General features: G+C 70.5%; 12 protein-coding genes. 6 read left to right on the top strand and 6 right to left on the bottom strand.

Annotation, left to right across the window (positions count from 1 at the left end):
• Window positions 1-30 precede the first annotated feature (30 nt).
• The 5 genes from BN1701_RS03945 (at window position 31) to BN1701_RS03925 (ending at window position 5721) form a co-directional block, all read left to right on the top strand.
• Window positions 31-612: a bifunctional 2-polyprenyl-6-hydroxyphenol methylase/3-demethylubiquinol 3-O-methyltransferase UbiG gene (locus BN1701_RS03945; protein ID WP_054045579.1), complete on the top strand. Its 582-nt coding sequence runs from the start codon at window positions 31-33 to the stop codon at window positions 610-612.
• Between the two features lie 74 nt (window positions 613-686).
• Complete coding sequence (locus tag BN1701_RS03940; protein ID WP_054045577.1) at window positions 687-2177, top strand: methyltransferase; 1491 nt, start codon at window positions 687-689, stop codon at window positions 2175-2177.
• The gene (gene dtd, locus BN1701_RS03935; RefSeq protein WP_054045575.1) at window positions 2174-2599 is read left to right on the top strand and encodes a D-aminoacyl-tRNA deacylase; all 426 of its coding nucleotides are present in this window, start codon (window positions 2174-2176) and stop codon (window positions 2597-2599) included. The genes BN1701_RS03940 and dtd overlap by 4 nt, the downstream gene beginning before the upstream one ends.
• 164 nt (window positions 2600-2763) lie before the next feature.
• Window positions 2764-3735, top strand: a complete 972-nt coding sequence (locus BN1701_RS03930) for a sigma-70 family RNA polymerase sigma factor (RefSeq protein ID WP_054045572.1) — start codon at window positions 2764-2766, stop codon at window positions 3733-3735.
• Window positions 3736-4059: 324 nt separating this feature from the next.
• Window positions 4060-5721, top strand: a complete 1662-nt coding sequence (locus BN1701_RS03925) for a fumarate hydratase (protein ID WP_054045570.1) — start codon at window positions 4060-4062, stop codon at window positions 5719-5721.
• A gap of 220 nt (window positions 5722-5941) precedes the next feature.
• On the opposite strand, the gene BN1701_RS03920 is transcribed toward BN1701_RS03925, so the two are convergent.
• The 5 genes from BN1701_RS03920 to BN1701_RS03900 all read right to left on the bottom strand — a co-directional run bounded on the left by BN1701_RS03920 (window position 5942) and on the right by BN1701_RS03900 (window position 10764).
• Window positions 5942-6655 carry a M23 family metallopeptidase gene (locus BN1701_RS03920; protein WP_231949473.1) on the bottom strand — a complete coding sequence of 238 codons (714 nt, stop codon included), beginning with the start codon at window positions 6653-6655 and terminating at the stop codon, window positions 5942-5944.
• A gap of 547 nt (window positions 6656-7202) precedes the next feature.
• Window positions 7203-7751 (bottom strand): hypothetical protein, encoded by a 549-nt coding sequence (locus tag BN1701_RS03915; RefSeq protein ID WP_054045566.1) that lies wholly within the window; start codon window positions 7749-7751, stop codon window positions 7203-7205.
• Window positions 7752-7857: 106 nt separating this feature from the next.
• Window positions 7858-8298 carry a hypothetical protein gene (locus BN1701_RS03910; protein WP_067520503.1) on the bottom strand — a complete coding sequence of 147 codons (441 nt, stop codon included), beginning with the start codon at window positions 8296-8298 and terminating at the stop codon, window positions 7858-7860.
• Window positions 8299-8320: 22 nt separating this feature from the next.
• Window positions 8321-9250 carry a helix-turn-helix domain-containing protein gene (locus BN1701_RS03905; RefSeq protein WP_054045562.1) on the bottom strand — a complete coding sequence of 310 codons (930 nt, stop codon included), beginning with the start codon at window positions 9248-9250 and terminating at the stop codon, window positions 8321-8323.
• Window positions 9247-10764: a carotenoid oxygenase family protein gene (locus tag BN1701_RS03900; RefSeq protein WP_054045560.1), complete on the bottom strand. Its 1518-nt coding sequence runs from the start codon at window positions 10762-10764 to the stop codon at window positions 9247-9249. The genes BN1701_RS03905 and BN1701_RS03900 overlap by 4 nt, the downstream gene beginning before the upstream one ends.
• Window positions 10765-10834: 70 nt before the next feature.
• On the opposite strand from BN1701_RS03900, the gene BN1701_RS03895 reads away from it, so the two are divergent.
• Window positions 10835-12025: an acetyl-CoA C-acyltransferase gene (locus tag BN1701_RS03895; RefSeq protein ID WP_054045559.1), complete on the top strand. Its 1191-nt coding sequence runs from the start codon at window positions 10835-10837 to the stop codon at window positions 12023-12025.
• Window positions 12026-12493: 468 nt separating this feature from the next.
• Here the strand turns inward: BN1701_RS03895 and BN1701_RS03890 are convergent, their stop codons facing one another.
• Complete coding sequence (locus tag BN1701_RS03890) at window positions 12494-12898, bottom strand: SRPBCC domain-containing protein (protein ID WP_231949472.1); 405 nt, start codon at window positions 12896-12898, stop codon at window positions 12494-12496.
• Window positions 12899-12945: the final 47 nt, after the last annotated feature.

Raw genomic sequence — 12945 nt, 5'->3', positions numbered from 1 at the left:
ATTTATCCTGCCGCCGGTAGAAAGAAACGCATGACGGTTCATGGCGTCGAATTCCTGCCGGGCGCGCGGGACGGTCGGGAAGCCACCGACGCCGTCCGGCGCAGGCACGCGGCGACCGAGGCCAACCTCGTCCGCCACCTCGACGGACCCCAGCGGGTCCTCGACGCGGCGGGCGGCACCGGCCGCGACGCGGTGCGCCTGGCGATGCGCGGCCACGACGTGACCGTTCTCGACCCGGCCGGGGCGATGCTCACCACCGCCATGGCGTGCGCCGACGACCACGGCGTCGCCGACCGCGTGCACGTGGTGCAGGCGATGGCCGAGGACGCCCCCGACCTGTTCGGCCAGAACGACTTCGACGTGGTGCTGTGCCACAACCTGCTGCACTTCGCCGAGGACAGGGTCGGGCTGCTGCGCGCGCTCACCGCTCCACTGCGCCCGGGTGGGCTCCTGTCCGTGGTCGGCCCGGCGACCGGCACGTTCATCTGCCCGGCGTCGGCCGTGGTCGACGACCTGCGCGCCGCCGGGGCGGAGATCCTGGCCCACTACGGCGTGGACGAGTCGCCCGCGGGCCCGCTGCCGTACTTCCAGATCATCGCGCGCAACGTCTGATCGAAACGCCCACCGGATTGAAAACGGTGTGATCCAACAGAGCGGCCGTGGAGCCGCCGTGAAAGCATTCCCGGGTGCTTCCCCGCCTGACCGACCAGTTCTGTGACCGCCTCCGCGACTCCTTGCACGCCGCCGGGTACACCGCCGACGGGGTGGTGGCCGTGCTGGGCGACCAGGCGCACGCCGCCCTGGGCCGCGGCGAGCCAGAGCCCGCCCGCCGGGCCACCCGCGGCGACTCGGCCCGCGAGACGCTGGTGCGGATGTTCCTCGTCGGCGACGCCGTCCCCCGCGACCACGCCGACCGGGCCCTGGGCGGTGTCGACGAGGCGGTGGCCGAGGGGCTGGTCCGGGTCGACGGCGACGACGTGCGCGCCGCGCTCGATCTGCGGCCCTACGGTGACGACGAGGGCTCATGGTGGGTGCTGGCCGACCTCGACGCCGAACAGTTGGGCGGGCCGGTCGGACCCGATCACGTCCTGGGCATCGGGCACGCGTCGCTGAGCCTGGCCAGGGCCACCGTCCGGCGCAAGGTCGGCTCCGTGCTCGACCTGGGCACCGGCTGCGGCATCCAGGCCCTGCACGCCGCCCGGCACGCGGACCGGGTCACCGCGACCGACCTGTCGGAGCGGGCGCTGAAGCTGGCCGAGGCGACGTTCCGGCTCAACGACCTGCGGGTGGAGACCGCTCGCGGGTCCTGGTTCGAGCCGGTCGCCGGACGCCGGTTCGACCAGGTCGTGTGTAATCCGCCGTTCGTGGTCGGACCGCCGCGGGTCGACTACGTCTACCGCGACTCCGGCCTGGCCGGTGACGACGCGAGCGCGCTGGTCGTGCGCGGGCTGCCCGCGGTGCTGGCCGAGGGCGGCGTCGGGCAGCTGCTGGCCTCCTGGCTGCACCGGCGCGGCGAGGACTGGTCCGAGCGGGTCGCGTCGTGGCTGCCCGACGAGGGCGTCGACGCGTGGTTCGTCCAGCGCGACATCGCCGACCCCGCGCTGTATGTGGGCACATGGCTGCGCGACACCGGGGTCGACCCGCGCTCGGCGGAGGGGTCGGCCAAGGCATCGGCGTGGCTGGACTGGTTCGACGCCAACGACGTGGTCGGCGTCGGCTTCGGCTTCGTCACCCTGCGCGCAACCGACCGCGACACCGAGGTCGCCTGCGAGGACCTGCGCCACGCCTACGACGACCCGCTGGGTCCCGAGACCGGCGCCTGGCTCGACCGGGTCGCCTGGTTGCGGGCCAACTCCGACCCCAAGGTGCTGCTGTCGACGCGGCTGATCGTGCCGCCGACGGTGGTGCTGGAGCAGGTGTCCGAACCCGGTGACGTCGGCTGGTCGGAGCTGGTGCGCAGGCTGCACCGCACCGACGGGCCGGGCTGGCAGCAGGAGACCGACGAACTGGTGTCGTCGCTGCTGGCGGGCTGCCGCGGCCACCTGTCGCTCGGCGAGGTGCTGGCCATCCTCGCCGCGGCCAACGAACTGTCCGCAGAAGAGGTCGTCAACGCGGCGTTGCCGGTGATCAGCGAGCTGATCCAGCACGGCATGGTGCTGCCGATGGAGCCGGCATGAGGGCGGTGGCGGCGCGCGTGCTGCGCGCGAGCGTGGTGGTCGAGGGCGAGACCGTCGGCGCTATCGATGAGCCGGGACTGCTCGTCCTGCTCGGCGTGCACACCGACGACACCCCCGCGCAAGCAGCGACAATGGCGCGCAAGCTGCACGAACTTCGCATACTTCGCGACGAGGGTTCGTGCGCGTCGACCGGGGCACCGCTACTCGTAGTGAGTCAATTCACACTCTACGGAGACACGCGCAAAGGCAGGCGTCCGACATGGACCGCGGCCGCCCGGCCGGAGACCGCCGAGCCGCTCGTGGAGGCGGTGGTCGCCGAGCTGCGGGCGCGCGGCGCGAAGGTCCAGACCGGCAGATTCGGTGCCATGATGGCGGTCGAGAGCGTCAATGACGGGCCGTTCACCGTGCTGGTGGAAACCTGATCCCACCGTCGCCGTAGGACACTCGCCGGGTTCTCAGGGAAACCTCAGGTAAGCCTGAGCAACGTTTTCTTCTTCCAGGGCGTCTTCCAGTTGTCAGACCGGGAACGAATCGCTTCGTACCGACGTTTGGCAGTGCAGAAGACAGCGACAGGGGGAGGAGCACCATGACGGTCCCGCAGCAGCGAGAACCCGAGCAGACCTATGAGGCGGACCTCGACGCCCAGGGGCCAGCGGCCGACCTGGTTCGGGTCTACCTCAACGGGATCGGGCGCACCGCCCTACTCAGCGCCGCGCAGGAGGTGGAGCTGGCCAAGCGCATCGAGGCGGGGGTCTTCGCGCAGCACATGCTCGACACCTCGCCGCAGCTCTCCCACGCCCGCCGCGCCGAACTGCGCGCCCTTGTCGTTGACGGCCACACCGCCAAGAACCACCTCCTCGAAGCCAACCTGCGCCTGGTGGTGTCGCTGGCCAAGCGCTACACCGGTCGGGGGATGCCGCTGCTCGACCTGATCCAGGAGGGGAACCTGGGTCTGATCCGCGCGGTGGAGAAGTTCGACTACACCAAGGGTTTCAAGTTCTCGACCTACGCGACGTGGTGGATCCGCCAGGCGATCACCCGCGGCATGGCCGACCAGGGCCGCACCATCCGGCTTCCGGTCCACCTGGTGGAACAGGTCAACAAGCTGGCCAGGATCAAGCGCGACCTGCACCAGCAGTTGGGCCGCGAGGCGACCAAGGACGAGCTGGCAAAGGAAGCGGGCCTCACCACGCAGAAGGTCGCCGACCTGCTCGATCACGCGCGTGACCCGGTGAGCCTGGACATGCCGGTCGGCGCCGAGGAAGACGCCCCGCTGGGCGACTTCATCGAGGACGGCGAGGCCACCGACGCCGAGAGCGCGGTCATCTCCGGCCTGCTGCAGGACGACATGCGCCGCGTGCTGTCAACTCTCGACGACCGGGAGCAGTCGGTGATCCGCCTGCGCTACGGCCTCGACGACGGCCAGCCGCGCACCCTCGACCAGATCGGCAAGCGCTTCGGGCTGTCCCGCGAGCGCGTCCGCCAGATCGAGCGCGAGGTCATGTCGAAGCTGCGTCAGGGCGAGCGGGCCGAGAAGCTGCGCGCGTACGCGAGCTGATCTCCAGGGTTGCTCGAAGAATTCCGACCACTCCGAGCAACCCTTTCGGCCGCCGGTACGTCACCTAGATAGCAGCGTTGACATGTGACCTGAGTCACGGCACCGTCATGCTCAGACCGCGCGAGGCGGGAGAGATCCCGCGCTCGCTTTCGACGGGAGGTCGGGACGGCCGGGGGCCGCCCCGGCCTTCCGGCTTTCCAGGGTCTGTTCACGGCGCCAGGATCTTTGTCACGGGGCCAGGATCACAGCGTTGGACCGGGAGTTCAGCGGGCGGGGCGAGTAGGTTCCTAGGGAATTGGACGCGCGCAAGGGAGCCCGCAGATCGTGACCGCCACCACGAATTTCGAGTACACCGACGTGCTGCCGCTCGGCCCGGACCACACCACTGAATACCGGCTGGTCACCGCCGAGGGTGTGCGGGTCGTCGAGGCCGCTGGACGCCGGTTCCTCGAGGTCGACCCGGACGTGCTGACCCTGCTGGCCAAGGAGGCCGTCAAGGACATCCAGCACCTGCTGCGGCCGTCGCACCTGGCGCAGCTGCGCGCGATCGTCGACGACCCGGAGGCCAGCGCCAACGACCGGTTCGTGGCCACCGACCTGCTGCGCAACGCGTGCATCTCCGCGGGCGGCGTGCTGCCGATGTGTCAGGACACGGGCACCGCGATCGTCATGGGCAAGCGCACCGAGACCGTGCTGACCGGCGGCGCCGACGAGCAGGCACTCTCGCGCGGGGTGTTCGAGGCCTACCAGGAGCTGAACCTGCGGTACTCGCAGATGGCCCCGGTGACGTTCTGGGACGAGAAGAACACCGGCACCAACCTGCCCGCGCAGATCGACATCCACACCAAGCCCGGCACGGACCCGTCCTACGAGTTCCTGTTCATGGCCAAGGGCGGCGGTTCGGCGAACAAGACGTTCCTGTACCAGGAGACCAAGGCCGTCCTGAACCCGACGCGGCTGGCCAAGTTCCTCGACGAGAAGCTGCGCGGCCTGGGCACCGCGGCCTGTCCGCCGTACCACCTGGCCATCGTCGTCGGCGGGCTGTCGGCCGAGCAGAACCTCAAGGTCGCCAAGCTCGCCTCCGCCCGCTACCTCGACACCCTGCCCACCTCGGGCTCGGCGGCGGGCCACGCCTTCCGCGACGTCGACCTCGAGCAGCAGGTGCTGGAGATGACCCGCCAGTTCGGCATCGGCGCCCAGTTCGGCGGCAAGTACTTCTGCCACGACGTCCGGGTCATCCGGCTGCCCCGCCACGGCGCGTCCTGCCCGGTCGGCCTCGCGGTGTCGTGCTCGGCCGACCGCCAGGCCAAGGCGAAGATCACCCCCGACGGCGTCTACCTGGAGCAGCTGGAGCGCGACCCGGCCCGGTTCCTCCCGGAGATCACCGGCGAGGACCTGTCCGACGACGTGGTCAGGATCGACCTGACCCGCCCGATGGACGAGATCCGGGCCACCCTGGCCGCGCTACCGGTCAAGACCCGCCTGTCGCTGACCGGCCCGCTGGTCGTGGCTCGCGACATCGCCCACGCCAAGATCAAGGAACGCCTCGACGCGGGCGAGCCGATGCCGCAGTACCTCAAGGACCACCCGGTGTACTACGCCGGACCGGCCAAGACGCCCACCGGCTACGCGTCTGGATCCTTCGGCCCGACCACCGCGGGCCGCATGGACTCCTACGTCGAGCAGTTCCAGGCCGCGGGCGGGTCGATGGTCATGCTCGCCAAGGGCAACCGCTCCATGCAGGTCACCGACGCCTGCCAGACCCACGGCGGCTTCTACCTCGGCTCCATCGGCGGCCCGGCCGCGCGGCTGGCCCAGGACTGCATCAAGAAGGTCGACGTCCTGGAGTACGCGGAGCTGGGGATGGAGGCGGTATGGAAGATCGAGGTCGAGGACTTCCCCGCGTTCATCGTCGTCGATGACAAGGGCAACGACTTCTTCGCAGGCACCTCGGCGCCGACCCTACAGATCTCGTTCCGCCGCTGATCACCCCAGATCGCCGCCACCACAGCAGCGGCAGATGAGCAGAGAAGGGCGACCGCAGCTTGGCCGGCGGGGGTCGTGGAACTTCGTGAAACTCGCCAACGACGCTCGGCCGCGGTGACGGTTTCGGGCGCCACGGGCACGCGACGCAGTCGTCGTGTTCGTGGCGCCCGAAACCGTCACCTGAAGGCGGCCGAGCCGCACGGCCGGAGGCCGTGCCATGTCACAGCCCGACGCCGCGCTGGCGTAGCCAGGCGATCGGGTCGGTCTTCTTCGAGCCGCCCAGCCACACCTCGAAGTGCAGGTGCGGGCCGGTCGACTGGCCGCGGTTGCCCACGGTCGCGATCTTCTGGCCCGCGGTGACCCGGGTGCCGGTCTTGGCGATGATCTCGTTGACGTGGCCGTAGATCGTCACGGTGCCGTCGTCGTGCTGGACGCGGACCCAGAGGCCGAAGCCGCTGGCCGGACCCGCCTCGATCACTGTGCCCGCCGCGACGGACACGATCGGGGTGCCGATGCTGTTGGCGATGTCGATGCCGTAGTGGGTGGTGCCCCAGCGGGCACCGAAGGTCGAGGTGAGCCTGCCTTCGACCGGACGCACGAAGCCACGGGCGGCCTTCTCGGCCGCGGCCTTCTGCTTAGCCGCCTGCTGCTCGGCGGCCCGCTGCTCAGCGGCTTTCTTCTCGGCGGCCTGCTGCTCGGCCAGGCGCTGCTGCTCGGCCGCGGCGGCCTGGTCGCGCTTGCGCTGTTCGAACTGGGCGGCGAGGTCAAGCTTGCGCGCCTCGGCAGCCGGGTCGATGGCGACCGGGCGCGGGGCGACCAGCGCGGGCTGGTTGCCCGCCTTGGCCAGCGGAGTGGAGTAAGCCATCCGCAGGACTTCCTGGACCCGGCTGTCGGGCTCAGCGGCGGGCGAACCCGCGACGAGGGGGGCGCCCACGGTGAGGACCGCTCCCGCGGCGAGAACCGCCGCCATAAGGTGCTTGCGCGGCGTGTGCCGCGTGGGCAGGAACCCGGCCGGTGCCGGGAGACGTTTACTGCCGTCTGTGGCCGTGCAGGACATAGCGATAGTGCCTTCCGTCTCGGGGAGATCCGGTCGGGCCCCGGGCGGGGGATCCCGGTTGGCCAGGTGGCCATGCCCTCGTAACCGAACCGTGACGTTCCCAGCGACGTTAACCATGAGCAACCAAAGAAGGCAAAGGCGTGTGATCTGGGTCTATTTCCCCAGGACGGCCTCGCGTAACACTTACCCAGGGTGACAACAAGATCGGCGACTCATGATCGGATCACGATCGACTGCCCATCCGACCTGGGAGGTTCAAATCGCAAGCCGACCCGGTAAATTACTTACCGGTAACACCGTGAAGCCCGGAATTCGCCGCGATCAAGCCGGAAAACCCGGCGATCCGCGTGACGAAGGGCACCGTTCACGACAACGCGGGCGCAGCCCCGAAGGACCACGCCCGCGCTCACCGAACGGAGAAGGTCTAGATGTCGGCGGTCACGATGACCGTGCGCTTGCCCAGCGGCTCGCGCAGCGGCACGGTCACCGGCTTCGGGGTGATGACCATGGCGCACGCCTGGCCCTCGGGCCCGCCCTGTGGCTGCGCCATGGGCCGCAGCGCGATGCGAACGGTCGTGGCGGAGAACTCCTCGACCACTCCCTCGATCACCTCGCACGCGTCCCGCGCCATGCCGATCAGCTGCAACGTCTTACCGTCCGGCGACGACCAGACCCGCCGCTCGTTATAGGTGTCGGGCAGCGACTTCGACTCGACCTGCCCCGCGGGCAGCGGCGCGAACTCGGCCGGGACACCGGTGACGGGCGGCTCTGTGGGCTTACCCGGGGCGGGGGTGGTGGCCGGAGCCGTCGGACTCACCGACGACGGCGCCGTGGTGGGCGCGGCCGTGGTGGTGGAACTCGGCGGGGACGTCGTCGACGATCCCGCGCCGGTGGCCTGGTCGGCCTGCTGGCCACACGCTGTCAGGGCGAGCAGGGCCAGGGCTGCTCCAGCGGCGAACATCGAGGTCTTCATGGTGAAAGGACGGTACTAGGCCCACAGCGGGTTGCATCGGGACACCCGCCCTACTGCAGCACTCCCGCAAGGGGCCCAGCAGAACGGGCAGCCAAAGCAGGCCGTCCTAAGCGGTCCGCCGCTCGGCACGCAACACCACAGTGCGCTCCCCCAGCGGCTTGTCCAGGTCGACCCGCAGCTCCGGGAACCGAATGTCCAACGTGCACTGTCGCGGCTCGGACGGCGTGGTCTCGATCAAGGTCAGCGCGACCCTGGCCGCCGACTGCTCAGCCACCTCGACACTGGCCTTCCCACAGCCGCCCTCCTGAGCGACAACCCGCAACGTCGCCCCGCCTTCCTCGGTCCACACGGTCCGCGGAAACCCCTCAGGCAAGGCACCCCCGTCGACCCGGTTCGCGGGCACTGGGGTGCCCTGCGCCGGTGGGGTGACCCCGGGCTGCACGTTCGGCGCGCTCGACGCGGGCGGGAGTTCTGGACCGGCCGACCGCGGGGTGCCGCAGCCCGCCAGCGCGATCAACACGGCTATGGCGATTCCGAAACGGTTCATGGAAGGGGGACGGAGCGGGCGGCTAGCCAGGTTGCACCGTCACCTCGATGTCGCGCCCTGCCAGCGGTTCCGCGCAGCCCGGGCACACCAGCCGCAGGGTGAACCGGTGGTCGGTGCCGCGGTGGGCGAAGTCGATGGCCGGGCCCTCCGGCGCGACGAACCACTCGCGGCACCACTGCAGGCCGGACAGCACCACCGGGAAGAACTCGCGGCCCTTCTCGGTGAGCTTGAACGTCGCACGGTCCGGCGGGTCCTGCTCGCCGGTCGCGGTGAGCACGCCGATCTCGCGGAAGACGCGCAGCCGATCGGCGATCACTGTGGCGGGAGCGCCGACCTGGCGGTGGAACTGGGAGAACCTCGTCGCGCCGAGGAAGATCGAGCCGAGCATCGCCGCCGACCACCGGTTGCCTATGAGCGCGCGGCTGTGCGGGTAGAACGCGGGTCCGAGGCTGGCCGATCCCCCTGGCTGCCGCCGGGTCGCGGCGCTGGGCGCCGACCGCGGCCACGAGCCGCTGGGGCCGAACTCGCCGACCACGTCCTGCCTGGCCACCGACTCACCGCAGGTCCCGCAGGCCATCCGGGGTTTCACCTGGGTGCCGCACGGGCGGTGCCACAGCAGCGGCAGTGGCTCGGCGTGGTCGTCGCCCCAGTCGCCCTCCCAGGCGACCACGCTGACGATGAGCGGCCACAGCGCGACGCCGCGGCGGGTCAGGAGATGGCGGTCGTCGACCGGGACCACCAAGCCGAGTTCGGTCATGCGGCGCAGCCTGCCCGCGAGCAGCGACGGGGTGATCGGCAGCAGCTCCAGCCACTGGTCGAACCGGTCGACGCCCCGCACGGCGTGGCTCAGGATCAGCATCGTCCACTCGTCGGCAAGGACGCCGATGAGGTACGCGATCGAGTTGTCGCCACCGGGATGCAGGGCGGTGGGCGTGTCCGGCGGGTGGATCATGCCGTGGGCAGGCCGATCGCGCTCGCCGGGTGGTCGGCGTCGCGCCAGCCGGGCAGGTCCGCGCCAGCCGCCCACGTGCTGTGGGTGCCGCTGGAGACCCGCTCGGGCAGCCGGAGCCGGGCGACCGGTCCGTCGGCGACCCGGCGGGCGTCGAACACCAGGCATTCGGACAGGTCCGAGGTCATGTCAGTGGTCATGGTGATCAGGTAGCCGTCGTCCTCGTCTTGGGCGCCCGCCCTGGGCGCGAACGCGGTCTCGCTGCCGTAGACGCCCGGCCCGTAGCGGTAGCGCTCCTCGCGGCCGGTGGACAGGTCGTGTTTGACCAGACCGTCGAACAGGAACCAGCCCGGCTCCCCCGTCGAGGCGTACGCGTAGCGGTAGGGACGTCCCGCGCTGCCGGAGTTGATCATACCGAACTCGGTGATCGACTCGGTCATTCGTTCCTCGACGGTGGTCCCCGTGCGCAGGTTCAGCCGCCAGCGGTGCAGCCGCGTCTGCATCCCGTCGAGGGAGAGCATGCGGAACATCCGCGCGTAGCGCCGGTCGCCGGGGAACGATCCGCGCTGCCCTTCCGGGTCGCCCTGGAAGAACCCGTCGACGACGATCGACTCCCCATCCTCGTACGCGTTGACGAAGTGCAGCACGAATGTCGGCTCGGCCTCGAACCACCGCACGTCGCCGCCGCGGCGCGGGACCACGCCCAGCCGCAGCGGGAGTTCGGGGTGGAACCGGGCGGCGTGCTTGCCTTCGGCGAGCAGGTCCGGCGACCAGAACAGCGGGCAGTCGTTGAGGATCGCGTAGTTCTCGGTGAACGCCATGTCGTGCGGCAGGCGGGGTCCGGGCAGGTCCACCTCGACGTAGTGCGCGAGCCGGTTGTCGGAGTCGACCACACCGTAGTTCAGATAGGGTTTTTCCTTGCTGTAGTTGAAGAACAGCAGCTCACCGGTCGCCGGGTCGACCTTGGTGTGCGCGGACACTCCGCAGGCCGGGAACTTACCGTCCCAAGTGGACTTGCCGAGCGTGTCGAGGGTCAGCGGGTCAAGCCGGTAGAGCTCGCCGCACTGGTAGAAGCTGGTCAGCGCGACGCCCGCGTGCACCACGATGTCGGTGCTGGACGCGTCTTTGAGCCCGCCGCGGGCGCCCCAGCCCGGTCGCAGCGCACACTCCGGCGGCTCGGCGATGCCCGCCCACAGCGGACGCGCGGCGGCCTGTTCGGCCAGGAAGCCGTCGGTGCGCACGAAGCGGTTGCGGTAGAACGCCTTGCCGTCGCGGAACCCGACCACGTGCACCATCCCGTCGCCGTCGAACGGGTGATACTCGGCGATCGCTGGGTGCACGGGGTTCTCGGTGTTGCGCAGATAGACGCCGTCGAGATCGGCGGGCAGCTCGCCGACGACATCGAGATCGGTCGCGGCGCGTTCGACGGTCTGCGGGCGCCAGGGGCCGGTGCGGTAGGGATGGTCGTCGTCGCTGGGCAAGGTGCTCAGCGCGCGACCGAGGATCTCGACGTCCACAGTCCCCCCATCCTTGCCTGGGCCGTGAATTCGAGACTACAACTACACGGGGTCCACCAGGGAGGTGTGGATGAACGAGGTCTATGTGTTGGACTACGTCCGCACCGCGCGCGGACGGGGTACCAGCACCGGAGGGCTGCACCAGCTCAGCGCGTTGGACCTGGTCACAGGCCTGCAGCGGGCGCTGGTCGAGCGGGGCGGGTTCGACCCGGGCACGGTCGAGGACGTGGTGGTCGGCTGCGCGTCGCAGGTGGGCGAGCAGGGCGGCAACCTGGCCAGGACAGCCACGCTGCTCGCGGGCTGGGGCGACCACGTGCCGGGGATCACGGTCAACCGGTTCTGCGCGTCGGGGATCGACGCGGTGGCCCAGGTCGCAGCCAGGGTCAAGGTCGGCGAACTCGGCCTTGCGGTGGCGGGCGGGGTCGAGAGCGTCTCCCGCGTCCCCATGTTCAGCGACCGCGCTCCACTGTGGATAGACGCGGAGGTGGTGGCCAGGACCGGGTCCGTCCACATGGGAATAGCCGCTGATCTCAACGCCACCATCGACGGCTTCACCCGCGACGATCTCGACGCCTTCGCCTTGGAGTCACACCACAAAGCGGCCGCGGCGTGGCGGGCCGACGCGTTCGACCGGTCGCTGGTCCCCCTCGGCGGACTGACCCGCGACGAGTTGGTCCGACCCCGCACCTCGCGCACGACGCTGGCCGCGCTGCCGCCCGCCTTCGCCGCGATCGGCGCGGACGGACAGGACGAACTCGCGCTGTCGAGCCGGGCGTGGCCGGACCGGATCGAGCACCGGCACACCGTGGCCACCTCCCCCGCCACCGCCGACGGCGCCGCCCTGCTGCTGATCGGCGACGCGCGGGCGGCCCGGCGATTAGGCATGACCCCGCGGGCGCGGCTGGTGTCCTCGGCGGTGGTCGCCCACGACCCGGTCACCATGCTCACCGCGGGACAGGCGGCGATGTCGGCGGCCATGCGCCGGGCGAGCGTGCTGCCCGGCGAGGTCGCGGTGTTCCAGTTCGCCGAGGCCTTCGCCGCGCTCTGCCTGCGCCTGCGCCGCGACTTCGACGCCGGACCGGAGCGGCTCAACCCCAGCGGCGGCACCATCGCCACCGGCCACGCCTTCGGCGCCACCGGCGCGATCATGGTCGGCGACTGCGTCGAGGAACTGGAGCGGCGGTCCGGCCGGGTCGGGGTGGCCGGGGTGAGCGGAGCCGCCGGACTCGGCGTGGCGGTCGTGGTCGACCGGGCTATGTGATCACTAGCACTAAGTAGGCGAGCGCCTTCGGTTCCCGCGGTGGCGGCGGGCCGATCCGCCTGGTCAGCCACGTGCCGCCGAGCGCACCACCCGGCGAAATTGGCGTACCGCAGGCCGCCCTGACGACGGGCGATCTCGGCCCGCCGTGTCCCGACCCCGGCCAGGAGAACGTCGACGGGTCGCCGTCGCGGCACGTCGTCGGCCCGGCCGTGAGGGCGTTGTCCGTGGTGAAGGCGTCGGCAGCAACCGCGCGGGCGCCGACCATAACGCCCCGGTCATCGCACCGGACTCGGTAACGAGCTATCCAGACTGCACCGGCCGAACCGTGCGAGTGTTCGACTTCCCCGATTGCTGGGACGGCCGCCCCACCGACAGCCCTGACCGACCACGCGCACCTCGTCAGCGCGCGCTCCGAGGCGCGGATCGCGGCCGTGGTCGACTGCCTCAACGCCAACCGGACCTGCTGACTCAGTTCCAGTTGTCGATCTTGACGTCGTGCGGATCCGGCGCGCCTGTCCCGGTCTCGACCAGCGATTTCAGGCTCATCAGGAAGACCGCCCACTTGGTGCTGCAGTGGTGCATGAACTCCACCGGCTCCTTCCAGCCTCGGTGATGGAAGAGCACGACGGTGTGGTCGTCCACCTGATCGAGGTTCCAGGCCACCTCGGTGCCGATCCACTCCTCGGGCCCGTCGACCACCTCCCACAGCACGCGCTTGCCCGGGTCGAGGTCGAGGACCTTCATGTCGAATCCGCCCGCCCCGAACCGGAACCGGAGCACGCCGCCGAGATCGTCGCCGTCGCCTTGGGTGTCGGTCGTCCACCAGCCCGCGAGCCCCTCGACGGTGGTCAGGGCCGCGTAGACCTCGGCCACCGGCGATTTGATTCCTACCCTGTGCAGGATGTCCACCATTTGACTCT

Origin of the sequence: Alloactinosynnema sp. L-07 (genome assembly GCF_900070365.1) — a bacterium.
Classification (GTDB): domain Bacteria; phylum Actinomycetota; class Actinomycetes; order Mycobacteriales; family Pseudonocardiaceae; genus Actinokineospora.
This window is presented reverse-complemented; position numbering and strand designations above follow the sequence as displayed.